This is a genomic window from Pseudomonas sp. TE3910 (genome assembly GCF_056279025.1).
This window is the reverse complement of the sequence record NZ_JBWBQN010000001.1, coordinates 2,386,704-2,412,038: the sequence shown is the minus strand read 5'-3', so window position 1 is coordinate 2,412,038 and position 25,335 is coordinate 2,386,704. Positions and strand designations below refer to the sequence as shown.

At 59.8% G+C, this 25,335-nt stretch carries 20 protein-coding genes and 1 pseudogene; 11 read left to right on the top strand and 10 right to left on the bottom strand.

The genetic code is table 11. From position 1 onward, the window contains the following. On the bottom strand, nucleotides 1-1,473 hold the full coding sequence (locus tag ACZ9H3_RS10905) for an inorganic phosphate transporter (RefSeq protein ID WP_099775678.1): 1,473 nt from the start codon (nucleotides 1,471-1,473) through the stop codon (nucleotides 1-3). 340 nt (nucleotides 1,474-1,813) lie between these two features. After that, on the bottom strand, nucleotides 1,814-2,014 hold the full coding sequence (locus tag ACZ9H3_RS10900; RefSeq protein ID WP_065758709.1) for a hypothetical protein: 201 nt from the start codon (nucleotides 2,012-2,014) through the stop codon (nucleotides 1,814-1,816). A 561-nt stretch (nucleotides 2,015-2,575) separates the two neighbouring features. Between ACZ9H3_RS10900 and pcaR the strand changes: the two genes are divergently transcribed. The 8 genes and pseudogenes from pcaR (at nucleotide 2,576) to pcaC (ending at nucleotide 10,968) form a co-directional block, all read left to right on the top strand. Continuing rightward, on the top strand, nucleotides 2,576-3,451 hold the full coding sequence (gene pcaR / locus ACZ9H3_RS10895; RefSeq protein ID WP_065758708.1) for a pca regulon transcriptional regulator PcaR: 876 nt from the start codon (nucleotides 2,576-2,578) through the stop codon (nucleotides 3,449-3,451). Between the two features lie 282 nt (nucleotides 3,452-3,733). After that, nucleotides 3,734-5,082 (top strand): annotated as a pseudogene (pcaK, locus tag ACZ9H3_RS10890) (4-hydroxybenzoate transporter PcaK). A 224-nt stretch (nucleotides 5,083-5,306) separates the two neighbouring features. After that, nucleotides 5,307-6,164, top strand: a complete 858-nt coding sequence (locus ACZ9H3_RS10885; RefSeq protein ID WP_476220733.1) for a CoA transferase subunit A — start codon at nucleotides 5,307-5,309, stop codon at nucleotides 6,162-6,164. Next, nucleotides 6,161-6,943 carry a CoA-transferase subunit beta gene (locus ACZ9H3_RS10880; RefSeq protein ID WP_176717404.1) on the top strand — a complete coding sequence of 261 codons (783 nt, stop codon included), beginning with the start codon at nucleotides 6,161-6,163 and terminating at the stop codon, nucleotides 6,941-6,943. The genes ACZ9H3_RS10885 and ACZ9H3_RS10880 overlap by 4 nt, the downstream gene beginning before the upstream one ends. Beyond that, the gene (gene pcaF / locus ACZ9H3_RS10875) at nucleotides 6,943-8,145 is read left to right on the top strand and encodes a 3-oxoadipyl-CoA thiolase (protein WP_065758704.1); all 1,203 of its coding nucleotides are present in this window, start codon (nucleotides 6,943-6,945) and stop codon (nucleotides 8,143-8,145) included. The genes ACZ9H3_RS10880 and pcaF overlap by 1 nt, the downstream gene beginning before the upstream one ends. A gap of 252 nt (nucleotides 8,146-8,397) precedes the next feature. Then, nucleotides 8,398-9,762, top strand: coding sequence for a 3-carboxy-cis,cis-muconate cycloisomerase (locus ACZ9H3_RS10870; RefSeq protein ID WP_330523196.1), 1,365 nt, complete (start codon nucleotides 8,398-8,400; stop codon nucleotides 9,760-9,762). 11 nt (nucleotides 9,763-9,773) lie between these two features. Further along, nucleotides 9,774-10,565, top strand: coding sequence for a 3-oxoadipate enol-lactonase (gene pcaD, locus ACZ9H3_RS10865; RefSeq protein WP_454240088.1), 792 nt, complete (start codon nucleotides 9,774-9,776; stop codon nucleotides 10,563-10,565). A gap of 10 nt (nucleotides 10,566-10,575) precedes the next feature. Next, a complete protein-coding gene (pcaC, locus tag ACZ9H3_RS10860; RefSeq protein ID WP_065758701.1) occupies nucleotides 10,576-10,968 on the top strand; it encodes a 4-carboxymuconolactone decarboxylase in 393 nt (130 codons plus the stop codon). An 84-nt stretch (nucleotides 10,969-11,052) separates the two neighbouring features. Here pcaC and ACZ9H3_RS10855 read toward each other — a convergent pair whose 3' ends face one another. The 5 genes from ACZ9H3_RS10855 to ACZ9H3_RS10835 form a co-directional block, all read right to left on the bottom strand. Next, entirely contained in the window at nucleotides 11,053-11,559 is a 507-nt protein-coding gene (locus tag ACZ9H3_RS10855) for an Mpo1 family 2-hydroxy fatty acid dioxygenase (RefSeq protein ID WP_099775674.1), read from the bottom strand. 227 nt (nucleotides 11,560-11,786) lie between these two features. After that, entirely contained in the window at nucleotides 11,787-13,040 is a 1,254-nt protein-coding gene (locus ACZ9H3_RS10850; protein ID WP_065758699.1) for an OprD family porin, read from the bottom strand. Nucleotides 13,041-13,405: 365 nt separating this feature from the next. Continuing rightward, nucleotides 13,406-14,857 (bottom strand): AdeC/AdeK/OprM family multidrug efflux complex outer membrane factor, encoded by a 1,452-nt coding sequence (locus ACZ9H3_RS10845; protein ID WP_099775673.1) that lies wholly within the window; start codon nucleotides 14,855-14,857, stop codon nucleotides 13,406-13,408. Continuing rightward, nucleotides 14,854-18,006 carry an efflux RND transporter permease subunit gene (locus ACZ9H3_RS10840; RefSeq protein ID WP_099775672.1) on the bottom strand — a complete coding sequence of 1,051 codons (3,153 nt, stop codon included), beginning with the start codon at nucleotides 18,004-18,006 and terminating at the stop codon, nucleotides 14,854-14,856. The genes ACZ9H3_RS10845 and ACZ9H3_RS10840 overlap by 4 nt, the downstream gene beginning before the upstream one ends. A 3-nt stretch (nucleotides 18,007-18,009) precedes the next feature. Next, the gene (locus ACZ9H3_RS10835; RefSeq protein ID WP_065758696.1) at nucleotides 18,010-19,170 is read right to left on the bottom strand and encodes an efflux RND transporter periplasmic adaptor subunit; all 1,161 of its coding nucleotides are present in this window, start codon (nucleotides 19,168-19,170) and stop codon (nucleotides 18,010-18,012) included. 259 nt (nucleotides 19,171-19,429) lie between these two features. Between ACZ9H3_RS10835 and ACZ9H3_RS10830 the strand changes: the two genes are divergently transcribed. After that, nucleotides 19,430-20,062, top strand: coding sequence for a TetR family transcriptional regulator (locus ACZ9H3_RS10830; RefSeq protein ID WP_065758695.1), 633 nt, complete (start codon nucleotides 19,430-19,432; stop codon nucleotides 20,060-20,062). A gap of 158 nt (nucleotides 20,063-20,220) precedes the next feature. Next, the gene (locus ACZ9H3_RS10825) at nucleotides 20,221-21,108 is read left to right on the top strand and encodes a DMT family transporter (RefSeq protein ID WP_065758694.1); all 888 of its coding nucleotides are present in this window, start codon (nucleotides 20,221-20,223) and stop codon (nucleotides 21,106-21,108) included. Here the strand turns inward: ACZ9H3_RS10825 and ACZ9H3_RS10820 are convergent. Together ACZ9H3_RS10820 and ACZ9H3_RS10815 are read right to left on the bottom strand one after the other, a co-directional pair. Continuing rightward, on the bottom strand, nucleotides 21,105-22,595 hold the full coding sequence (locus ACZ9H3_RS10820; protein ID WP_476220727.1) for an MDR family MFS transporter: 1,491 nt from the start codon (nucleotides 22,593-22,595) through the stop codon (nucleotides 21,105-21,107). The genes ACZ9H3_RS10825 and ACZ9H3_RS10820 overlap by 4 nt on opposite strands. A 72-nt stretch (nucleotides 22,596-22,667) precedes the next feature. Continuing rightward, nucleotides 22,668-23,573 (bottom strand): LysR family transcriptional regulator, encoded by a 906-nt coding sequence (locus ACZ9H3_RS10815; RefSeq protein WP_476220725.1) that lies wholly within the window; start codon nucleotides 23,571-23,573, stop codon nucleotides 22,668-22,670. A 115-nt stretch (nucleotides 23,574-23,688) separates the two neighbouring features. Between ACZ9H3_RS10815 and ACZ9H3_RS10810 the strand changes: the two genes are divergently transcribed. Next, nucleotides 23,689-24,318, top strand: a complete 630-nt coding sequence (locus ACZ9H3_RS10810) for an NAD(P)-dependent oxidoreductase (protein WP_065758691.1) — start codon at nucleotides 23,689-23,691, stop codon at nucleotides 24,316-24,318. Here the strand turns inward: ACZ9H3_RS10810 and ACZ9H3_RS10805 are convergent. After that, nucleotides 24,313-25,242, bottom strand: coding sequence for an AraC family transcriptional regulator (locus ACZ9H3_RS10805; protein ID WP_476220723.1), 930 nt, complete (start codon nucleotides 25,240-25,242; stop codon nucleotides 24,313-24,315). The two genes, ACZ9H3_RS10810 and ACZ9H3_RS10805, sit on opposite strands and share 6 nt — an antisense overlap. Nucleotides 25,243-25,335 lie beyond the last annotated feature (93 nt).

The window sequence follows — 25,335 nt, the reverse complement described above, 5'->3', positions numbered from 1 at the left end:
TCAGGCGATGGCTTTGGATGCCAGCCAGAACAGCCCGGCTGCCAGCGACATCGATGCTGGCAAGGTCAATACCCAGGCCAGAAGGATGGTGCGGACAGTGCCGCCTTGCAGGCCGCTCTTGTTCGCGACCATGGTGCCGGCAACGCCAGAGGACAGTACATGGGTGGTCGACACGGGCAGGCTGAACACGTTGGCCATGCCGATGGCGCAGGCTGCGGTGATCTGTGCCGACATGCCCTGGGCGTAGGTCATGCCTTGCTTGCCGATTTTTTCGCCAATGGTCAGTACAACCCGTTTCCAGCCAACCATGGTCCCGACACCCAGTGCCAGGGCGACAGCCAGGATTACCCAGAACGGCGCGTACTCGGTGGTGGCGGTGAGGTCTTTACGCAGCTTCTCCAGGTCGGCTTTTTCACGCGCTTGCAGGTTCGGCAGCTTGCCGACCTTCTTCGCGGTGTCGTCCAGGCAAAGCAGGTAGCGTCGCACTTCGACGCGCTTTTCAGGCGACAGCGAGTGGTAGTCGGAGACGCCCGCGAGCGATTGTGTCAGGGCATTGATGGTCGGTTCGGTCTGCTGCGGGTTGCAACTGAACTGCTCCGGCAGGTCGCCATTCTTTGCCTTGCCCAGTGCGAGGAACTCGCCAAGGGTAGCGTTGTTGCGCTGATAGAACTGGCTCAGGTGCAGGGTTGCGTCGCGGGTGCGCTCGATCTGGTAGGTGGTGCTGTTCAGGTCGAGGACGAACTGCGCCGGGACGATGCCGATCAGTACCAGCATGATCAGGCCAATACCTTTCTGGCCGTCGTTGGAACCGTGTACAAAGCTGACGCCCATGGCTGAAATGACCAATACCAGGCGGTTCCAGAACGGTGGGTGTTTCTTGTCGTCGACCTGGCGGCGTGTCTCCGGGGTCTTGTGCATCTTCGACAGCGGGCGCCACCATTTCAGGGCAAGCAGCACCAGTGCGGCGACCAGGAAGCCGGCCATTGGCGACAATACCAGCGACATGGCGATATCGATTGCTTTCTGCCAGTTGACGCCATCACCCAGCGGAATGTCGTTGAGCATCGCGTTGGCCAGGCCTACGCCCAGGATCGAGCCGATCAGGGTATGGGAGCTGGATGCCGGAATCCCGAAGTACCAGGTGCCCAGGTTCCAGGTGATCGCCGCGGCCAGCAGCGAAAAGACCATGGCCAGGCCGTGACCGGTGTTCACATTGATCAGCAGTTCTACCGGCAGCAGGTGGACGATGGCGTAAGCCACCCCGACGCCGCCGAGCAGAACACCGAGAAAGTTGAACACGCCGGAAAAGAACACGGCCAGGTGCGGTGGCATGGCTTTGGTATAGATGACTGTGGCAACCGCGTTGGCGGTGTCATGAAAGCCATTGATGAACTCGAATGCGAGCACGAAGGTCAAGGCAAGCAGCAGGCTTACCAGGACCCAGGCATCAAGTCCGCTGAATAATTCGATCATGAAGGTTTTCTGACCCGGTCATAAGGGGGCGCGATTATGCCAGAAATCATCGGTAATCGATGCACTAGCTGCTGGTCGGTAAGTACCTGTCCAGCGATGGATCGCGACGGTGAAAAAAGAGGGTTTGCGGGTTCAGGCGGATAAATTTCGGTGAAATTGCGGTTAAATTCCGCGAAATCAAGGATTTTAAACGAGCTCAAAAAAATCATACGTTTGTATGAAATTTGTGAGATTACGTAACCGTTAACTGATCCAGCGCAAGACTCCTCCAGCTATGGCGCTGCACGCATACCCGATAAGAGCCCTCAGGGCAAGGCGGGTAGGCGGTTTGAAAACGATGCTAAGGCTCCTCGGCCTTGAGCTCCTTTTCCATTTTCTGCAGTTCCTGGGCAAATGCCTGGTCAAGAACGCTGGCGCGTTTGCGCCACGGTTTGCGTTCCGGGTCGGGCTGGGCCGCGTAGGTGGTTACTTCACCACCGTAAACTTCCTTGTAACGTTGTTCCTGGCGCTCAAGTTCCGCGCGCAGTTCATCTTTCGTCACAGTTGTTACCTGATAGTTGAAATGACACTCTGGTGTTAAGGCGGATGCTGTCCCGCAGGCAGGCTTCATACGCGACAATTGTGTATGAAACACCGTGGGCAGTCCGGGGTATTTCCGGGTAAACGGATGACCACGCGTATTTTGAAGCTTTCAAGGCGCTGTCGTCGAGCCGTTGAGCACATTTGCATGAGGCTCGAGTGACGGCGTGCACTACCGTGTCATCCAAACGTAAGTTGGATTATAGCAAGTGAGTTGAATAACTCTATCGTTCGGTACTGCCTCGGCTGCAACAACAAAGTTCTGTTGCGCATTCATGAACGTAAATGATGATCGTCCATACATGCGCTGAACGGGTTGTTGAGTCGCTGCAAAAAATAAAAAACGGCCTCGCTTCGAGAGCAAGGCCGTGCCTGGGACTTCTACGGTGGGTACCTGACCAGTCTCTCCAAGAAGCCACATGGTGGCTGGAGAAAGGTATAAGCAATTGTGGGGTGCGGTCAATTGCGATTATCGGTCGATGGTTCGATAATCGCACTCGTGAGCGTTTTGCCGAGGTAAGCCATGAACGACGAACTACAGCCTAAAGGGCCAGGACTCAACGACCAGCTGCGAAGCTCCTTTGCTTCGTTGGCACCCCCGATCGTGGCTTCGCCGGCCAAGCGCATCCAGGCATTTACTGGCGACCCGGACTTTATGACTTCGTTGGCCAGGGGGCTGGCGGTCGTGCAGGCTTTTCAGGAGCGCAAGCGCCATCTGACCATTGCCCAGATCAGTCACCGTACCGAGATCCCCCGTGCTGCGGTGCGCCGCTGCCTGCATACCTTGATCAAACTAGGGTATGCGACCACGGACGGCCGTACCTATTCGCTGCTTCCCAAAGTGCTGACCCTGGGGCATGCCTACCTGTCGTCCACGCCGTTGGCAGTGTCGGCCCAGCCATATCTGGACCGTATGAGTGACCAGTTGCATGAAGCCTGCAACATGGCCACGCTGGAAGGCGACGATATCCTGTACATCGCGCGTTCGGCCACGGTACAGCGGCTGATTTCAGTGGACCTGTCGGTGGGCGGGCGGCTACCGGCTTATTGCACCTCGATGGGCAGGATCCTGCTGGCGGCACTTGACGATGCCACCTTGCATGAGTACCTGGAACACGCGGATTTACAGGCCAAGACCAGTCGAACCATTCGTGATCCAGAGGCGCTGCTTGAATGCTTGCAGCAGGTTCGCCAGCAAGGCTGGTGTATTGTCGATCAGGAGTTGGAGCAGGGCCTGCGCTCGATCGCTGTACCGGTCTACGATTCGTCGGGCCAGGTGCTGGCAGCCTTGAATGTCAGTACACATGCCGGGCGTGTCAGTCGCAGCGAACTGGAACAGCGGTTCCTGCCCATCATGTTGGCGGCCAGTCGTGATCTGAGTGCGCAACTGTTCGCTTGAGTGGGCTGTTCAATGTTGTTCGATAAACGCACAGAGTTGCGTTTGTCGAATTGCGCGCTATTGGGTGCCTGATTAATGTCCCTCGCATCGAGTAGCCCGACTGCTCGAACATAATAATGAGCGAGAGGCCAAGCCCCATGAATACTATCCTTCCTGTTCCCGCACACCTGTCCGACCGCGTCCTGCGCGGAAGCTGAGCCCCCGAAAAGACTGCGTCCTCCATCCGTCTGTGCCGTTTACGCGCGCATGCGTACTTTCACGCATTTTTTCTGGATAACAATAATGAACAGTCCTCAAGCTTCAGTTGGAAACTGCCTTGATGTGCAGTCCTTCATCAATGCACAACCCCTCTCACGCTACCAATGGCGTGTGGTTGTTCTGTGTTTCTTGATCGTTTTCCTGGATGGTTTGGATACCGCCGCCATGGGCTTTATCGCGCCCGCGTTATCCCAGGATTGGGGTATCGACCGTGCCAGCCTGGGGCCGGTCATGAGTGCCGCGTTGATCGGCATGGTTTTCGGCGCCTTGGGTTCTGGCCCGCTTGCTGATCGTTTTGGGCGCAAGGTAGTGCTGGTGGGGGGCAGTGATTCTGTTTGGTGCCTTCAGCCTTGCTTCGGCGTATAGCAGCAATGTCGATCAGTTGCTGGTGCTGCGCTTCCTGACAGGCCTGGGGCTTGGTGCCGGTATGCCCAATGCCACAACGCTGCTGTCTGAGTACACCCCTGAGCGGCACAAGTCGCTGCTGGTCACCAGCATGTTCTGTGGTTTCAACCTGGGCATGGCCGGTGGTGGTTTTATTTCTGCCAAGCTGATTCCCGTGTTTGGCTGGCATAGCCTGCTGCTGATTGGGGGTGTTCTGCCCTTGCTGTTGGCGTTGGTGCTGCTGGCCTGGTTACCGGAGTCAGCGCGTTACCTGGTAGTTCGCAACCGTGGTAACGACAAAGTACGCAAGACCCTTTCCCCCATTGACCCGGTTACGGTCGCCCAGGCCGCAAGCTTCAGTGTTCCTGAGCAGAAAACGGTCAAGGCGCGCAATGTGTTCGCGGTGATTTTCTCCGGAACCTACAGCATTGGCACCCTGCTGTTGTGGCTCACTTACTTCATGGGCCTGGTGATCGTGTACCTGCTGACCAGTTGGTTGCCGACCCTGATGCGCGAAAGTGGCGCCAGCATGGAGCAGGCAGCGTTCATTGGTGCGCTGTTCCAGTTTGGTGGTGTGCTGAGCGCCGTCGCGGTGGGTTGGGCGATGGACCGTTTCAACCCGCACAAGGTCATCGGCGTGTTCTACCTGCTGGCAGGCGTCTTTGCCTACGCAGTAGGGCAGAGCCTTGGCGATATCACCCTGTTGGCGACGCTGGTATTGATTGCGGGCATGTGCGTTAACGGTGCGCAATCGGCCATGCCGTCGTTGGCAGCGCGTTTCTACCCAACCCAGGGGCGTGCCACAGGCGTGTCGTGGATGCTGGGTATCGGTCGGTTCGGCGCGATCCTCGGTGCCTGGATGGGGGCAACGCTGCTAGGGCTTGGCTGGAACTTCGAGCAGGTACTGACCGCATTGGTGATCCCTGCTGGCCTGGCCTACGGTGGCGGTGATCATGAAGGGCCTGGTTAGCCACGCTGACGCGACCTGATAGCGCATTGCGGCCGATCCTCGACAGGGTCGGCCGCTGATTGACCCCCTCCATTTCCGGCCCTGCAGGCGTTGCCTGCAGGAGAGCGCGCAGGCAGTGATTGGAGTAGGAACAATCGGTTCGATTATCGAACGCTTAGTCGATTATCGGATTGAACCGCGTTCTGGACGGCCTTAATCTGAGGTCAATCCTCCTTCGACTTCAGCGAATACCAGGAGTCTGTAATGGCTGAAATCCTCTCGCTCCACGACGCCGTGAAGCAGTTCGTCAACGATGGCGATAGCGTCGCTCTCGAAGGCTTCACACATTTGATCCCGACCGCGGCCGGTCATGAAATCATTCGTCAGGGCAAGAAGAATCTGACCCTGGTTCGTATGACGCCTGACTTGATCTACGATCAACTGATCGGTGCCGGTTGTGCCAAGAAACTGATCTTCTCCTGGGGCGGTAACCCAGGTGTAGGTTCCTTGCACCGCCTGCGCGATGCGGTGGAAAAACAATGGCCGCAGGCCATGGAAATCGAAGAGCACAGCCACGCTGACCTGGCCAACGCCTATGTTGCAGGTGCTTCCGGTCTGCCATTTGCAGTGTTGCGTGCTTACGCCGGTTCTGACCTGCCGAAGGTCAACCCGCTGATCAAGAGCGTCACCTGTCCGTTCACCGGTGAAGTGCTGGCTGCGGTGCCGTCGGTACGCCCCGATGTCACGGTGATCCACGCGCAGAAAGCCGACCGCAAGGGCAACGTGCTGCTGTGGGGCATCCTCGGTGTGCAGAAAGAGGCCGCCCTGGCTGCCAAGCGCTGCATCGTCACCGTCGAAGAGATCGTCGACGACCTGAATGCGCCGATGAACGCTTGCGTTCTGCCGACCTGGGCTCTGTCTGCTGTCTGCCTGGTTCCTGGGGGCGCGCACCCGTCCTATGCCCATGGCTACTACGAGCGTGACAACCGTTTCTACCAGGCCTGGGACCCTATCGCCCGCAACCGTGAGACCTTCACCGCCTGGATCAATGAATACATCCGCGGCACTGCTGATTTCAACGCGTTCAAGGCAAAACTGGCCAGCGCTTCGGAGGCTGAATAATGAGCTACTCCACCAATGAAATGATGACCGTCGCCGCAGCCCGTCGTCTGCGCAATGGTGCCGTATGCTTCGTTGGCATTGGCCTGCCATCCAAGGCCGCCAACCTGGCGCGGCTGACCTCGTCCCCGGACGTGGTACTGATTTATGAGTCGGGCCCGATTGGTGCCAAGCCGACTGTCCTGCCGCTGTCCATCGGTGACGGTGAACTGGCCGAGACCGCTGATACCGTTGTGCCGACCGGCGAAATTTTCCGCTACTGGCTGCAGGGCGGGCGTATTGACGTGGGCTTCCTTGGTGCTGCCCAGGTCGACCGCTTCGGCAACATCAACACCACGGTGGTGGGTGATTACCATCAACCCAAGGTTCGCCTGCCAGGTGCAGGTGGCGCACCAGAAATTGCCGGCTCCGCCAAACAAGTGCTGATCATCCTCAAGCAGTCGTCGCGTGCGTTCGTCGACAAGCTGGACTTCATCACCTCAGTCGGTCATGGCGAAGGCGGTGACTCGCGCAAACGCCTGGGGCTGCCAGGTGAAGGGCCGGTAGGCATCATCACCGACCTGTGCATCATGGAACCGGAAGCGGGTACCAACGAGTTTGTGGTGACCTCGATCCACCCGGGTGTTACCCGTGAACAGATTATCGCCGCGACTGGCTGGCCGATCCGTTTTGCCGAAAACGTAGCGCAGACTGCCGAGCCTAGCGAAGTTGAACTGACTGCCCTGCGTGATCTGGAAGCGCGTACGGCGGCCGCTCATGGCCAAGCCCCAGGAGAAGCCTAATGCGTGACGTCTTTATTTGCGATGCAATTCGTACCCCCATCGGTCGTTTCGGTGGCGGTTTGGCCAGTGTGCGTGCCGATGACCTGGCAGCCGTGCCGCTCAAGGCGCTGATCGAACGCAACCCGTCGGTACAGTGGGACCAGATCGATGAAGTGTTCCTGGGCTGCGCCAACCAGGCCGGCGAAGACAACCGCAACGTTGCCCGTATGGCACTGTTGCTGGCTGGCCTGCCGGACAGTGTGCCGGGTGTAACCCTTAACCGCCTCTGTGCCTCGGGCATGGATGCGGTCGGTACAGCCTTCCGCGCCATTGCCAGCGGCGAGATGGAACTGGCAATTGCCGGTGGCGTCGAGTCGATGTCGCGTGCCCCGTTCGTCATGGGCAAGGCCGATAGCGCCTACTCGCGCAACATGAAGCTGGAAGACACCACCATTGGCTGGCGCTTCATCAACCCGTTGATGAAAGCCCAGTACGGTGTCGATGCCATGCCGCAGACTGCCGACAACGTAGCAGATGACTATCAGGTGTCGCGTGCCGATCAGGACGCCTTTGCCCTGCGCAGTCAGCAGCGTACCGCCCAGGCCCAGGCCGCCGGCTTCTTCGCCGAGGAAATCGTGCCGGTGCGTATTGCGCACAAGAAGGGCGAGACGGTTGTCGAGCAGGACGAACACCCACGTGCCGATACCACGCTGGAAGCACTGACCAGGCTCAAGCCGGTCAATGGTCCGGACAAGACTGTTACCGCAGGCAACGCTTCGGGCGTCAACGATGGTGCTGCGGCGATGATCCTGGCATCAGCCGAAGCAGTGAAAAAACACGGCCTGACGCCGCGTGCGCGCGTGCTGGGCATGGCCAGTGCCGGTGTTGCACCACGTGTCATGGGTATTGGTCCGGTGCCTGCTGTGCGCAAGCTGGTCGAGCGTCTTGGCCTGGCCGTGACCGACTTCGACGTCATCGAGCTCAATGAGGCATTCGCCAGCCAAGGCTTGGCTGTTCTGCGTGAGTTGGGGCTGGCGGATGATGCACCGCAGGTCAACCCCAACGGCGGCGCCATCGCCTTGGGGCATCCATTGGGCATGAGTGGCGCGCGCTTGATTCTGACCGCGCTGCACCAACTGGAAAAAACCGGTGGCCGTAAAGGCTTGGCAACCATGTGTGTCGGGGTTGGCCAAGGCTTGGCGCTGGCGATCGAGCGCGTGTAAACCAATGACCTCATCGCCCGGCCTCCACGCAAGGTCTGGGTGATGGGGTGATTGTTATGTGGAGCTAGGGTGTTGCCAAGCCTGTCTAGACTTTCATAACCCTCCAAGAGTAAGTAGCCATGACTTCTGTTCGCTACATTGTGCAGTTGCTCACTACTCAGCCCGCGTCTGCCGAATCAGGCGGCCTGTTTGCATAACGATCATTGATCTACTGGCGTACCCTTGGCGGTGCGTTTTGTTGAAGGACCTGCCATGACTCAACGACCGGGCAACCAATTGTTCGATGCCTATTTCACAGCACCTGCCATGCGTGAGGTATTTTCCGACCGTGGTCGAGTGCAGGGCATGCTTGATTTTGAAGCCGCGCTGGCCCGTGCCGAAGCCGCTGTCGGTGTTATCCCGCAGGAGGCGGTAGCGCCCATAGAAGCGGCCTGCCAGGCCGATCATTACGATTTCGGCGCCTTGGCTGAAGCCATCGCCGTGGCCGGTAACTCGGCAATTCCATTGGTAAAGGCATTGGGCAAGGTGATAGCCAGTGACGTGCCACAAGCCGAGCGTTTCGTTCACCTCGGCGCTACCAGCCAGGACGCGATGGACACCGGCCTGGTGCTGCAACTGCGTGATGCGCTGGGCCTGATCGAAGCAGACCTCGCACAGCTGTGCGAGGCGCTAGCACGCCAAGCCCTGGCCCATGCCGATACGCCACTGGCCGGACGCACCTGGCTGCAACATGCCACCCCGGTGACGCTGGGAATGAAAATCGCCGGCACCTTGGGTGCCCTGACGCGGCACCGTCAACGATTGCAGGAACTCAAGCCTCGAGTCTTCTGCCTGCAGTTCGGTGGGGCTTCTGGCACCTTGGCTGCCTTGGGGGAACAGGGTTTACGGGTTGCCGACGCTCTGGCTGAGCAGTTGCACCTGAGCCTGCCCGAGCAGCCCTGGCACACTCAACGGGATCGCCTGGTGGAGTTTGCTTCCGTGCTTGCGTTGATCGCCGGCACCCTGGGCAAGTTGGGCCGGGATGTCAGCCTGTTGATGCAAACCGAAGCGGCCGAAGTGTTTGAGCCTTCTGCTCCGGGCAAGGGCGGCTCCTCGACCATGCCGCACAAGCGCAATCCGGTGGGAGCCGCAGTTTTGATCGGTGCCGCGACGCGCGTGCCAGGCTTGTTATCGACCTTGTTCAGCGCGATGCCTCAGGAGCATGAGCGCAGCCTGGGCCTGTGGCATGCCGAATGGGAAACACTGCCGGAGATCTGCTGCCTGGTGTCCGGTGCCTTGCGTCAGGCGCAGATTCTGGCCGATGGCCTGGAGGTCGATGCCGAACGGATGCGTCGCAATCTGGAGCTTACCCAAGGCCTGGTCTTGGCTGAGGCGGTGAGTATCGTGCTGGCGCAACGCTTGGGGCGTGACCATGCCCACCACCTGCTGGAGAGCTGCTGCAAGCGTGCAGTGGCTGAACAACGCCACCTGCGCGCGGTGCTCGGCGACGATCCGCAGGTGAGCGCCGAACTGTCGGCAGACGAGCTCGATCGTCTGCTGGACCCTGCACACTACCTCGGCCAGGCGCGTGCCTGGGTTGAGCGTGCAGTGGCTGAACATACCCGACTGAGTGCCTGAAGGAGACTTTTGTGGCTAGCGTACAACTTGCCGATGGCGTACTGAACTATCAACTCGATGGCCCGGAAGGGGCGCCGGTACTGGTGTTGTCCAACTCGCTGGGCACCAACCTGCACATGTGGGACACCCAACTGCCAGCGCTTACCGCGCACTTTCGCGTATTGCGTTACGACACCCGTGGTCATGGCCAGTCGTTGGTGACCGAGGGCCCCTACAGCATTGAACAACTGGGGCGGGACGTGTTGGCCTTGCTCGATGCCCTGCAGATCGAGCGTGCACATTTCTGTGGCCTGTCCATGGGCGGCCTGATCGGCCAATGGCTGGGTATAAATGCCGGCCATCGTCTGAACCGATTGATCGTGTGCAACACGGCGGCCAAGATTGCTACGCCAGAGGTTTGGAACCCACGGATCGAAACCGTGCTGCGTGATGGTCAGGCCGCCATGGTTGGCCTGCGTGACGCGTCCATTGAGCGTTGGTTCACCCCGGCCTACGCGGCGTCCCACCCTGATCAGGCCAAACGCATCACCGACATGCTCGCGGCCACCTCGCCGCAGGGCTACGCGGCCAACTGCGCTGCGGTGCGCGATGCCGATTTCCGCGACCAATTGGGCGAGATCAAGGTCCCTATGCTGGTGATTTCCGGCAGCGCCGACGCGGTGACTCCACCGTCTGGTGGCCTGTTTATCCGGGACAAGGTGAAGGGTGCCGAATACGCTGAGTTCCATGCTGCGCACCTGTCCAACGTTGAAGTGGGCGAACCGTTCAGTCGTTGCGTCATTGACTTTCTGTTGGCCCGTTGAGGAGTTAGGTGTGGACGAGAAACAGCGTTACGAAGAAGGTATGAAGGTCCGTCGTGCCGTGCTGGGCGACGCACACGTCGATCGCAGCCTGAACAACCTGACGGCCTTCAATAGCGAGTTCCAGGAAATGATCACCCGTCATGCCTGGGGCGATATCTGGACCCGTCCGGGTTTGCCGCGGCATACCCGTAGCCTGATCACCATTGCGATGTTGATCGGCATGAACCGTAATGACGAGCTGAAGCTGCATTTGCGGGCGGCGGCCAATAATGGCGTCACCCGCGACGAAATCAAGGAAGTGCTGATGCAGAGCGCTATCTATTGCGGGATTCCAGCGGCCAATGCCACCTTCCACCTGGCAGAGTCAGTGTGGGATGAGCTGGGGGTTGAGTCGCGCGAGTGACCTCGACGACCTGAAAAAACGGCGCCTGCACATAGACGTTCCCGCGTCTGTTGCAGGCGCTGGCCTTTACAGCACCATGTCCTTCTAACGCCTGGTCACCGGCCCGGCGCTGCCTTCCACAGCCGCTTTCAGGTCGGGCCGCAGCCCAAGCATGAAAGCCGCTTCTGCGACGATGAACAGCGGTCCGATGATCAGCCCGCTGATGTCATCGACAAACGCCGGTTTGCGCCTTTCGTAATAATGTCCGACGAACTGGATGGCCCAGCCCGCCACGAACAGCCCCAATCCTGCGCTAAACCAGACGGCAGTGCTTTGTGCTGCCAGCCGCTCGCCAGCCCATAGGCACAGACCGAGCAGTGCGCCCATCACCAGGCCAAAGTGTGTGTCCAGTCGCAGGTAAAACCAGGCCGAAGCAGAGGCCACGAGCAGTGCAGGTGACAGCCACATCCCCATCAGCGACAGGCCCGGGCGCGACAGCAGTACCGTCACTGCAACAACAATCAGCGGGATACCAATGAAATGCGTGGCGATGTTGCGTGGATCACGGTGATACGCAGCGTATTGACTGAGGTATGTGGCGAGGTTTTTCATTGTTGTTCCTCCCGTCGAGCGTCAAATGAATAACCGTCATACCTGGCGTATGCAGCCGATTCAAGGCCACAGGTGTGAGCGGTTGCGCATTTCTGTGCAGGATAGCGTGCTACAGGGGGAAGGGGAGCGGCGTGCGGGGATTTAACGGGATCAAGGTTCTCGCCCCGGTTCGCCTCAAACAGCTGGCGAACCGGGGCGGAATCTCGACAGGCTAGACGTTGCGGTGCTTACAGAATACCGATCGGGTAGCTGACGATCAGGCGGTTCTCGTCGAAGGAGTTGGTGTTGAAGTCCCGGCGCATGGTCGAGTTACGCCATTTGAACGAGAGGTCTTTGAAGGCGCCGGATTGGATGACATAGGCCAGCTCCGATTCTCGTGCCCATTCCTTGCCATTGTCGACACTGCTGGTTTGCACGTTGTCGCCGCTGATGTAGCGGTTCATCAAGGTCAACCCGGGTACACCGAGGCTGGCGAAGTTGAAATCATGGCGCAATTGCCAGGAGCGTTCCTTGGCGTTGTCGAAGCTGGAGTTGTAGCTGTCGTTGGCCAGGGTGCCGCCGCTGGTGCCGTTGACCCGCATCCAGGCGCTATCGCCACTGACGTCCTGCAGACCGACATAGAAGGTGTTGCTGCCGTAGCGTGCCGACAACAGGGCTGACGCGGTCTTGTTATCCAGCTTGCCGGCCCGTTCAGCGCCGTCTTCCTTGCCGATGAAGTAACCAAGGTTGGCACCCAGGGTCCAGTTGCCCAGTGGCTGGCTGTGAACAAGGTTGATGTACTGCTGGTTGTAGATGTCCTTGAGTTCGGCATTCCACAGGCCGATCAATGTTCGCTTTTCGTTGAAGCTGTATTCGCCGCCGGCAAAGTTGAAGCGGTCGGAAGTGAAGGCTGGCTTGCCGTTCATGTACATGTCTTCCATGCTGGCGTCATTGCGTGGGCTGTTGCCACGGAACTGGCCACCATAGAGCGTAAGGCCGGTAATCTCCTGAGAGGTGATCTGGCCACCGCGGAAGGTTTGCGGCAACGAGCGGCCATCGTCCGAACGTAGAATCGGCAGCACCGGCATCCATTCGCCGACTTTCAGCTCGGTCTTGGACACCTTCGCTTTCAATGCCACGCCCAGGCGACCGAAGTTGTCGGCTGGGCGGCCGTCATCATGAACCGGTAGCAATTGAGTGCCTGCGGTGCCTTTACCGCCGTCCAGTTTGACCGAGTACAAGCCCAGTACATCGACGCCGAAGCCGACGGTCCCCTGGGTGAAGCCGGACTTGGCATCAAGGATGAAACTTTGGGTCCATTCCTCAGCCTTGCCTTGTTTGTTTGCCGGGTCGACGAAGTTGCGATTGATGTAGAAGTTGCGCAGGTTGAGCGTGGCTTTGGCATCTTCGACAAAACCGCCTTCGCTGGCCAGTGCAGGCAGCGCGCAGGTGGTCATCAACAAGCCGGAAAACACGTGTCGTGCGGGTTGGAAGGTATTCATTGTGGTGTCTCTTGTTTTTATTGGGCCGAGGCCTTCAACCGTAACGTTCAGCCGTCACGGATCGAGGTGCTGAGCTGAATGATCAGTGTTTCAAAGCGGCGAGAGGATGGTGCTGCGAGCGGTGGGGGTGAATCAATTCGTTGCAAACGGTACTGTGCGATAAACGAACACTAACTAGGTGGTACATAATTTTTTGCGGCATTCACGTGGCTGCGATGGCCGTGCAGGCATCGGTGCTGCCAGGGTAAGCAGGCCAGGTAGCGTTTTTTCGTGGGGGCAAAAAAAACCACCGCGAGGGTGGTTTTCAACGAGTGGCTTGCCTGGGTCATGAGCCCAGGCAAGGCAGCAGATTGCTGCCGACGCAATCAGTTCTTCGAAGCCTGCGCTGACGCCTGCTGATCCTGAACGGTTTGTTCATGCCAGCCGCCACCGAGTGCCTTGTACAGGTTGACCTCGCTGACCAGTTGCAACAGGCGGTCGGCGATCAGCGCCTGCTGGCTGCTGAACAGCGAGCGCTGGGCATCGAGGAAGGTCAGGTTGCTGTCGATCCCGATACGGTAGCGACGCTCGGCCAGACGGTAGTAGTCCTGGTTGGCAGCGACCAGGTCACGCTGGGCTTGCAGCTGCTCTTTGAAGGTCTGGCGTGCTGCCAGGCCATCGGAGACTTCCTGGAACGCGGTCTGGATTGTTTTCTCGTACTTGGCGACGTTGATGTCTTTCTGGATTTTCGAGTAATCCAGGCTGGCACGCAGACTACCCGCGTTGAAGATCGGCAGGTTGATCTGGGGCTGGAACAGCCAGGTGCCAGAGCCCCCCTTGAACAGGCCGCCCATGTCTGGGCTGAGGGTACCGGCGTTGGCCGTCAGGCTGATGCTTGGGAAGAACGCAGCCCGTGCCGCGCCGATGTTGGCGTTGGCGGCCTTGAGCAGGTGCTCGGCTTCCTGGATGTCCGGACGGCGTTGCAGCAGCTCGGAAGGCAGGCCTGCCGGTACTTCGCTAAGCAGGTCGGCATTGAGTTCCTGGCTGGCCGGGAGGTTGGCCGGCACGCTGGTGCCGAGCAGCACGGTCAGGCTGTTCAGGTCTTGTGCAACCAGGCGTTGGTACTGGGCCAACTTCACCCTGGCACCCTCCACCGACGTGCGCGCCTGGCTCAGGTCCAGTGCCGACGACACGCCGACTTCATTGCTACGTTTGGTCAGCTGGTAGCTTTCCTCGTAGGTCTTGAGGGTTTCCTCGGTCAGCTTGAGCAGGGCCTGGTCTGCTTGCCAGGTCAGGTAGGCGTTGGCCACGCTGGCCACCAGGCTGATCTGTGTCGAACGGCGTGCTTGCTCGCTGGACAGGTAGGTTTCCAGTGCCTGTTCGCTGAGGCTGCGGACACGGCCAAACAGGTCCAGCTCATAGGCACTGACGCCGAGTGTGGCAGAGTACTGGCTGTTGATCGTTGCTTCGCCGGTACTGGAGACATCGCCGGGTACACGCTGACGGCTACCACTGCCATTGGCCGAAACGGCCGGGAACAGGTCGGCGCGCTGAATGCGGTACTGCGCCCGGTAGGCGTCGATGTTCAATGCCGCAACCCGCAGGTCGCGGTTGTTGACCAGCGCCGTCTGAATCAGCTGCTGCAGTGCCGGGTCATGGAAGAACTGACGCCAGCCTTGCTCGGCTGCCGCGACCTCGGCCGACTCGGTTGGCGAGTAGGCCGGGCCTTGCGGCCACTGAGCCGCCGCTGGCGACTCGGGCGTCTGGTAATCGGGAATCAGCGAGCAGCCGCCAAGAATGAAAGCGGTGACCGCCAGGGACAACAGGGACTTACTCATTGCCCAGCCTCATAGCGTGGAGTTTCGGGGGTGGCGTCGGCTTTAGGCTTCTTGCTGGCGAACAGCGACGACACACTGACGAAGAACAGTGGTACCCAGAAAATGGCCAGTACCGTGGCGGTCAGCATCCCGCCGATAACGCCGGTACCGATAGCATGCTGGCTGCCCGAGCCCGCACCGCTTGAGATAGCCAGAGGTACCACGCCGAGAATGAACGCCAGCGACGTCATGATGATCGGGCGCAGACGCATCCGGCAGGCTTCCACTGCGGCGTCGATCAGGCTGCGACCCTGCTCATGCAGCTCTTTGGCGAACTCGACAATCAGGATCGCGTTCTTTGCAGCAAGCCCGATGGTGGTCAGCAGACCGACCTGGAAGTACACGTCGTTGGACAGACCGCGCAGGCTGGTGGCAGCCAGCGCACCGATGATCCCCAGCGGCACGACCAGCATGACGGCAATCGGGATCGACCAGCTTTCATACAGTGCTGCCAGGCAGAGGAACACCATCAGCAGCGACAGCGCGTACAGGGCTGGGGCTTGCGAGCCGGACAACCGCTCCTCGTAGGATAGACCGGTCCATGAATAGCCGATACCGGCGGGCAGTTGCGCTGCCAGGCGCTCGACTTCAGCCATTGCTTCACCGGTACTGTAGCCCGGGGCCGGCGCACCCAGGATCTCCATGGCTTCAACACCGTTGTAGCGCGACAGCTTCGGTGCGCCATAGATCCACTGGCCTTTGGCGAAGGAGGAGAACGGCACCATTTCACCGATCGAGTTGCGCACATACCACTTCTGCAGGTCTTCCGGGTTCATCCGTGAGCCGGGCTCACCCTGGATATAGACCTTCTTGACCCGACCGCGGTCGATGAAGTCGTTGACGTAGCTGGCACCCAAGGCAATCGACAGTGTGCTGTTGATCTCGGCGATGGTCACACCCAGGGCACTGGCGCGTTCGTCGTCGATGGTCAGTTGGTACTGCGGTTCATCGTTCAGGCCGTTCGGTCGTACTGCAGTCAGTACCTTGCTTTGCGCGGCCATACCGAGGAACTGGTTACGGGCTTCCATCAGCTTGGCGTGGCCGACACCGGCGCGGTCCTGGAGGAACACATCGAAGCCGGTGGCGTTGCCCAGTTCCAGTACAGCGGGAGGGGCGAACGCGAACACCATGGCATCACGGAAGGTGAAGAAATGCTGTTGAGCACGTTTGGCCAGGTTGAATACGCTGTTTTCAGCAGAGCGCTGGTCCCATGGCTTGAGCATGATGAAGGCCAGGCCCGAGCTCTGACCACGACCGGCAAAGTTGAAGCCGTTGACGGTAAACACCGAACTGACGGTATCCGACTCCTGCTCCAGCAAATAGCTGCGCATCTGGTCGATGACCACCTGTGTACGCTCGGCGCTGGAGCCTGCAGGTGTCTGCACCTGGGCGAAGAGTACACCCTGGTCTTCCTCTGGCAGGAACGCCGTTGGAATGCGGGTGAACAGCCAGACCATACCGACGACGATGATCAGGTAGGCCAACAGGTAGGGGGCCTTGTGCCGCAGCATGCTGCCCACGCCGCGCTCGTAGCTGCGTACGCTGCGGTCGAAGTTGCGGTTGAACCAGCCAAAGAAGCCACGTTTGGCAACGTGATGCTCACCTTTTGGCACCGCCTTGAGCATGGTCGCACACAGTGCCGGGGTGAAGATCAGCGCTACCAGTACCGACAAGGCCATGGCCGAGACGATGGTGATGGAGAACTGTTTGTAGATCACCCCGGTGGAGCCGCCAAAGAACGCCATGGGCAACAGTACTGCCGACAGCACCAGGGCGATACCGACCAGGGCGCCCTGGATCTGGCCCATGGATTTCTTGGTTGCTTCTTTGGGTGACAGGCCCTCTTCGGACATCACCCGCTCGACGTTTTCCACCACAACGATGGCATCGTCCACCAGCAAGCCGATGGCCAGCACCATGCCGAACATGGTCAGGGTGTTGATGCTGAAACCGGCGGCCGCGAGAATGCCGAAGGTACCCAGCAACACCACCGGTACGGTCATGGTGGTGATGACCGTGGCGCGGAAGTTTTGCAGGAACAGGTACATCACCAGGAACACCAGCACGATGGCTTCGATCAGGGTGTGGATAACCCCGCTGATCGATTCGGTGACCACTGGCGTGGTGTCATACGGGAATACCGCCTTCATGCCTTGCGGGAAGAACGGCTCCAGTTCGCTGATGGTCTTGCGCAGCGCCCTGGCGGTATCCAGCGCGTTGGCGCCGGTTGCCAGCTTGATCGCCAGGCCCGAAGCCGGTTTGCCGTTGAATTGGGCACTGACCGCGTAGTTTTCGCCGCCCAGACCGATCTTGGCGACATCACCCAGGCGTACCTGCGAGCCGTCGCGGTTGACCTTCAACAGAATCTTCTCGAACTGCTCGGCGGTTTGCAGGCGGGTCTTGCCGATGATGGTTGCGTTCAGTTGCTGGCCGGGCAGGGCGGGCAGACCGCCGAGCTGGCCGGAGGATATCTGGACGTTCTGCGCGGCAACCGCCGTCTTCACATCCACCGGGGTCAGCTGGAAATTGTTCAGCTTGGCCGGGTCGAGCCAGATACGCATCGCGTACTGGGCACCGAACACCTGGAAGTCACCGACACCGGCGGTACGCGAGATCGGGTCCTGCATGTTCGAGACGATGTAGTTGGCCAGGTCGTCCTTGCTCATGCTGCCGTCTTCAGACACCAGGCCGATTACCATGAGGAAGTTTTTCACTGCCTTGGTAACGCGGATACCCTGTTGCTGCACTTCTTGCGGCAGCAGCGGGGTGGCCAGGTTCAGTTTGTTCTGCACCTGGACCTGCGCGGTATCGGGGTTGGTACCCTGCTCGAAGGTCGCCGTGATGGTCATGCTGCCATCGGAGTTACTTTCCGAGGACACATAACGCAGGTTGTCGATCCCGTTGAGCTGCTGCTCGATCACCTGGACCACGGTGTCCTGCACCGTCTGCGCCGAAGCACCTGGGTAGGTCACGGCGATGGCAATGGCCGGTGGAGCGATGCTTGGATACTGGTTGATTGGCAACTTGAGGATCGACAGTGCGCCGACCAGCATGATCACCAAGGCGATCACCCAAGCGAAGATCGGGCGATCGATAAAGAATCTCGACATGGTTTACTCCCCTTTGGCCTCTGCAGTCGCTGCATTGGCCTGGGCTGGCTTGGCTGGCTGGGCCGACTGGACGTTGGTGGCTTCGCGTGCCTTGACCTCGATGCCCGGTTTGACGAACTGCAGGCCTTCGGTGATCAGGCGGTCGCCCGGGTTCAGGCCTTCCTCGATCAGCCACTGGTTGCCGACGGTACGGTTCGCCTTGAGCTGGCGAAGTTCGACCTTGTTGTCCTGATTGACGACCAATGCGGTTGGAGCACCTTTCAGGTCGCGGGTCACGCCCTGTTGCGGAGCCAGGATCGCTGCGTTCTTGACGCCCGCCTTGAGCTGGGCATGCACGAACATGCCTGGCAGCAGGTTGTGGTCAGGGTTAGGGAACACCGCGCGCAGTGTCACCGAGCCGGTGGTGGGGTCGACCGAGACTTCGGAGAACTCCAGGCGCCCGGCATGGGCATAGCTGCTGCCATCTTCAAGGGTCAGTTGAACCTTGGCGGCATTGCTGCCGACCTTTTCCAACTGACCGCTTTCCAGTTCGCGGCGCAGCGTGAGCAGCTCGACCGAGGACTGGGTGACGTCAACATAGATCGGATCGAGCTGCTGGATGACGGCCATGGCATCGGCCTGGCCATTGTTCACCAGCGCACCTTCGGTGACTGACGAGCGGCCAATGCGGCCGGAGATCGGTGCCAGTACCTTGGTGTAGCGCAGGTCGATCTGGGCGCTTTTTAGGGTGGCCTCAGCCTGCAAACGTTTGGCTTGCGCGTCGTCGTATTCCTGACGGCTCACAGCCTGTTCGGCAACCAACTGCTTGTAGCGCTCAGCCAGCGCACGGGTTGATTGCAGGTTGGCCTGGGCACTGGCCAGGGTCGACTCATACACCGATGGGTCAATCTGGTACAGCTGCTGGCCGAGCTTGACCTCGCTGCCTTCAGTGAAAAGACGCTTGAGAATGATGCCGTTAACCTGGGGGCGAACTTCTGCGACCCGGTACGCGGTGGTACGTCCCGGCAGTTCCGTGGTCAGGGTATAGGCTTGAGGTTGAAGGGTGACTACACCCACCTGGGGGGCCTGTGCGACAGGCGCCGCCGCTTCCTTCTTACAGCCGCTGAGCAGTGTTGCCAGGGCGACGGCGGAAACCAGAGCAGTAACAGCTGGTTTGAAGTGCATGGAGATCCTCGGGTCGCTGAGAGCTGAAGACGCTCAAGAGTAGTGGAAATTGAATGAGAGAAAAAATGGCGTCGAGTGGATAAGTAGCTTACTAACGAATATACTTACATTCACGGCTGTTTGTAAACACCTCTCGTTCGGTCTACCCGACTGCAGCGAGGCCTGAATTAACCCCCGGGAACTGGCTCAGTAGACACTTGCCCGGCACCGAACCCGAGCGCCCACGGCGCGCCCGGCCCCTTGATGAGGTTGTACTGCCATGGTCCGTCGAACCAAAGAGGAAGCCCAGGAAACCCGTAGCCAGATTCTCGAGGCTGCGGAGAAAGCCTTCTACAAACGCGGGGTGGCGCGCACCACCCTGGCCGATATTGCAGAGCTGGCAGGGGTGACCCGGGGGGCCATTTACTGGCATTTCAACAACAAGGCCGAGCTGGTTCAGGCCATGCTCGATACTTTGCGCGAACCGCTTGATGAGCTGGCAAGGGCGAGTGAGAGCGAGGAGGAAGCCGACCCGTTGGGGTGCATGCGCAAACTGCTCATTCAACTCATGCAGCACTTGGTACTCGACCCTAAGACGCGGCGCATCAATGAAATCCTGCATCACAAGTGTGAGTTCACCGATGACATGTGTGACATTCGCCAGCAGCGCCAGAACTCGACCATTGACTGCCATGCACACATCACGTTGTCGTTGGCCAATGCCATAAGGCGAGGTCAACTCCCCGCCAATGTAGACCCAGAGCGAGCCGCCATTGCAATACATGCTTACATAGACGGCATCATCAAACGCTGGCTGCTGTTACCCGAGAGCTTCGACTTGTTCAAGGATGCCGAACTGTGGGTGGACACCGGCCTTGATATGCTGCGCTTGAGCCCAGCCTTGCGCAAATAAGAGTTTGTGAAGGATTGTGAGTAACTGCGTCTATTTGTTTCCAAGGTCCAGTTGTGCCCAAGGCCTCGTTCAGGTGACGTCGACAGGTTCCGTTCTCACGGAGTGTCTGCGCTCTGGTAGTTAGCAGGCTAATTAATTATTTTTCATCGAGTCCTACCATGAGAGCCCTGAACCCGAAGCTTGGTGGTGCCGAACGGCCGCTCAAAGGTATTGCCTTGATCTGCCTGGCGGTGCTGTTGTTTGCCAGCCATGACGCCTTGTCCAAATACCTGTCTGGTTTCTATGCCATTGTGATGGTGGTTTGGGCGCGTTATGTGGTGCATACACTGCTGATGCTTGCGGTTTTTGTGCCGCGTGCGGGGTTTTCGGCGGTGGTGCGTACTCGGCGCCCGGGGTTGCAACTGGCACGGGCCTTGTGTCTGATTGGTACCAGCCTGTTCTTCACCACTGGCCTGCGTTACATCCCACTGGCCGAAGCCACGGCGGTCAACTTCCTGGCCCCCTTGCTGGTGACGGCACTGTCGGTGCCGCTGCTGGGCGAGAAGGTCAGTCGCAGCCAGTGGCTGGCGGTGCTTGGTGGTTTTGTCGGGGTGTTGATTGTGGTGCGCCCGGGGGGCGCGCTGTTCACCCCGGCGATTATCCTGCCGTTGTGTTCGGCGCTCTGTTTCGGTGGCTACCAGTTGCTGACGCGCAAGCTCAGCGGCTTTGATAGCCCAACCACCAGTAACTTTCTCACCGGTATTCTCAACAGCCTGATCATGACCGCACTGGTGCCGTTTTTCTGGACGGTGCCTACCCTGACCCACGGCCTTTTCATGATTGGCCTTGGGACCTGCGGCATGCTGGGCCACATGTTGCTGACCCAGGCATTTCGGCATGCCGCTCCAGCGATGCTGGCGCCGTTCAGTTATGGGCAGATCCTGTTTGCCGGGATGTTTGGCTACCTGGTCTTCAACCACACGCCGGACCTGTTCGGTGTGGTTGGCATTACCATCATCTGCGTCAGCGGGCTGGCGGTAGCCTGGGTTCAACGCCGGGGCGCCTAAGTGCGCCCACGCAGTTGTTGATTGGGCAGCCTGAGAGCGGCACCCAGGCCAAGCAGCGAGATCAAGGCGCTGCCCAGCAGGACGTCGCGGAAGGTCAGGCTCAATGCACTGCGCAAGGCATGCAATGCTTGGCCATCCACGGTGTTCAGGCTGTCGAGCAGGATGTTGCTGGTAAGGCCGTGTTCACTCATGCCAGGCTGAATCGGGCCTGTATGCCCCAGCATTGCCAGCAGTAGCGCTGACATGCTGGCCACACCAATTGCGCCGCCGAGTGCGCGGAACAGGTTGGTGGTGCTGGTGGCGACGCCAATATCACGTGGTTCAACAGAACTCTGCGCGGCGACCAGCGAGGTTGGAAACTGAAGGCCTGAGGCAATGCCAGTCAGCAGCATGAAGGTCGCACTGGTCAGCCATGCGTCTGGCGGGGTCAACGCCATACCGATGATTGCCAGCGGCATGCACAGCGCACCGGTCAGGATCTGCGGCTTGAAGCGACCGCTGCGGGCAGTCAGCCGCCCGCCCGTGTAGGCCCCGATGGGCAGACCGATGGCCAGCGGCATCAGGTAAAGCGCTGCGCTATCGGCACCCGCACCCGTGATGCTTTGAAAGCGCAGGGGCATCAGCATAGACAGCGAAATGGCCTGGAAACTGGTCATGAAAATAGTGCACCAGCACAGTACTGCTGTGCGATTGCTGAACAGCTTCAATGGCAACAAGGGCTCGGGTGTTCGCCGCTGGTGGGCCACGAACAGCACCAGCCCGACCACGGCAGTACTCAGTAAACCGAGCATTTCCTGGCTGTTCCAGGCGTAGCCTTGGCCGATCAGGGTAATGGCCATCAGCAGGGTGCCGAGCCCGGCCACCAGCAGCACGCTACCCAGGTAATCGATCACCGCCGCCCGCTGAGGGATGACCAGCACGCGCAAGGTGCGTCGAGCGATCCACCAGGCTAGCAGCCCCAGAGGCAGGTTCAACCAGAACACCCAATGCCAGGACAGGTATTCGGTGAGGTAACCACCAAACACGGGCCCAGTGACGCTGGCCAAGGCATACATACTGCTGAAATAGCCCTGATAGCGACCACGGTCGCGCGGTGCAATGATGTCGCCAATGATTGCCTGGCTGACCGAGATCATCCCGCCAGCACCGATGCCCTGCAGTACCCTGGCGACTACCAGTTGCTCCATACTCTGCGACAGGGCACAGAATACCGAGGCCAGGGTAAACAGGCCGATTCCGAACAGAATCATCCGCCGACGCCCATACAGATCGCCCAGTTTGCCGTAGATCGGCACGGCCACAGTCATCGCCACCATGTAACCGGATATCACCCAGGCCAACAGGCTGACATTGTTGAACTGGGTCGAAATGGCTGGCATCGACACGGCGACGATGGTCTGGTCCAGTGCGCCAAGGAAAATTGCCAGCATCAGGGCGACCAATACGCTACGCAGGACGGTTGGGGGCAAAGGAGCGTTCACGGACAAACCTTGGAGAAAAGTGAGTGGCCAGTTTACCTGCGTGCGTCGACTTTTCTAATCCGCCAGAGGCGTAACGAGCTAAAGGCCGATGTCCCATGCCGGTTCGGCGTTGAAGCGCTCCGCGAGAAAGTCGAGCATGCTGCGCAAGGTCGCGGGCATATGCTTGCGTGAGGTGTACACCGCATTCAGATTCAGCTCGCGTGGCTTGGCATCCGGCAGCAACCGGATCAGCGCTTTGCTGCGCAGCGACTCGGCCGCCAGGTAGGTTGGCAGCATTGCGATACCGGCCCCGGCCAAGGTAGCCCGTTGCAGCGTCAGTGCCTCATTGGCGCTGATAGAGCCTTGCACCGGAACCGAGACGGCCTCGCCGTGAACCTCGAAATGCCAGAGGCTGTGGCCGAAGTAGGAGTGGGTCAGGCAGTTGTGCCGGGCCAGGTCCTCGACCCGTTGTGGTGCCGGGTGCTCGCGCAGGTACGCGGGTGACGCGCAGATCACTGAGCGACAGACCGTCAGGCGCCGTGCAATCAGGTTGGGATCAAGGTCATTGCTGGTCCGGATCGCCAGATCAATGCGTTCATCCACCAGGTTGACGGTGCGGTCGAGCATCTGCAGGTCGACCTTCACGTCTGGATAGCGCTTCACATAGTCGGCGACAGCTTCGACCAACTGCGCATGAGCGAACGAGGTGCTGACACTGATGCGCAGTTCACCGTGTGGCGCATCATCCGGCCGCCTGACCGCCGCTTGCAGGTCGCCGGCCATTTCCAGCATTTGTCGGCAGCGCGGCAGCGTTTCGTTGCCGGCTGCGGTCAGGCTCAGTTTGCGCGTAGTGCGTTGCATCAGCCGTGCACCGACCCAGTCCTCGAGCTCTGCCAAGTAGCGCGAAACGACCGGGCGTGAAAGCTCCAGGTGGTCGGCGGCAGCCGATTGGCTGCCGAGGTCAACCACGGTCACAAACACCCGCATTGCAGTCAGACGGTCCATGATTTGCCCGATTTCAGAAACAAACTATGTCCAAGGATCGCATTTTTTGCGACGGATCATGCAACTAAGCTGTTCCTCATTGATGACTTCAGTACAACTCAGATCGGAGGTTTCCATGAGCAAGATCGCAATTATCGGTGCTACTGGCCGTGCTGGTAGCCAGTTGTTGGAAGAAGCCTTGCGCCGTGGTCACAGCGTCACGGCCATTGCCCGCAATACGGCCTCCCTGGCCGGACGCTCGGGCGTGACCACACGTCAGCTGGATGTCACTGATGCTGCCGCGCTAGAGCAGGCCCTGGTCGGCCATGACGTGGTGCTCAGTGCGGCACATTTCTCCGGGATCAAGCCGCAGGCGATCATCGAGCCGGTGAAGCGGGCCGGGGTCAAGCGTCTGCTGGTCGTCGGAGGCGCCGGTAGCCTGCTGCTGCCATCCGGGCACAAAGTGATCGACAGCCCGGACTTCCCGGAAGCCTATAAGGCTGAGGCTACAGCAGGCGGCCATTACCTGGACACCTTGCGCCAGGAGCACGAACTGGACTGGACCTTCCTTTCACCCTCGGCCGAGTTTGTTGAAGGCGCGCGTACCGGGGTGTATACGCTGGGCAAGGATCACTTGCTGATTGGTGCTGACGGCAGGAGCTGGATCACCTTTGCCGACTACGCCATTGCCATGCTCGACGAGGTAGAGAAACCAGCCCATTCTCGCCAGCGTTTCACCGTGGGCGCCGGCAAGGGCGACCTATAAGGCGCTGCGTAGCCGGGCCAGGTCTCGTAGCGGCGGTGCCCCGTACAGGCGGCTGTACTCGCGGCTGAACTGTGACGGGCTCTCATAGCCGACGCGATAGGCCGCCACCGAAGCCTCCAGCCCATCGTTGAGCATCAACCGCCTGGCCTCCTGCAGGCGCAGTTGTTTTTGGTACTGCAGGGGGCTCATCGAGGTCACGGCCTTGAAGCGGTGGTGCAGCGTCGACGTGCTGAGGTTCACCTCCCGGGCCAGTTCGTCAATGCGCAACGGGTGGTGGAAATGCTCGTTCAGCCATTGAACGGCCTGACAGACACGGTGTGTCTGGCTGTTGGCCATGGCGATCTCGTAAAGCCGGTAACCCTGCTGCCCGCGCAGTAGCCGGTACAGAATCTCGCGGCGTACCAGCGGTGCCAGTACGGCAATGTCTCTGGGGGTGTCGAGCAGGCGGACCAGGCGCAGCAAGGCATCGAGCAGCTCGCTGTCGATGCGTTCGATAAACAGACCGCGCCCTGAGCGTGGGGATGGCACGCTCATTGGGCCGGCTTCGGCAATCAGGCTATGGATTTCAGCCGGGTCGATATCCAGGCGCACGCCAAGTGTCGGGTTTTCAGGGCTCGCATCCAGCAGTACACCACTGATCGGCAGGGCCACCGACACGACCATGTAGTGCAGTGGATCGTAGGTGTAGCACTCATCGCCCAATCGGACTTCCTTGCTGCCATGGGCCATGATGCACAGCGCTGGTTGCGCCAGTGTAGGCATCGAGCGCACCCGCTCTTCATAGCGCACCAGGTACAGGTCGTCGATGGCCGATGCAACGCCAATCTGGCTGGCCGTGTGTCGCTTGATCAGGTCGGCCAGTTCCAGTCGTTGCTGCTCGAAAGCAGGTTCCAGTTGAAGGGCGGCGGGGGCTTCGGATGACATGCGACAGCTTCCAGAGGTGACCGGATAAAGCATAGGTTTGTGCAAGTGGTGACGCTAGTCCGATGCTGCCGGGTTCTTGCCTGATCCTGCGTG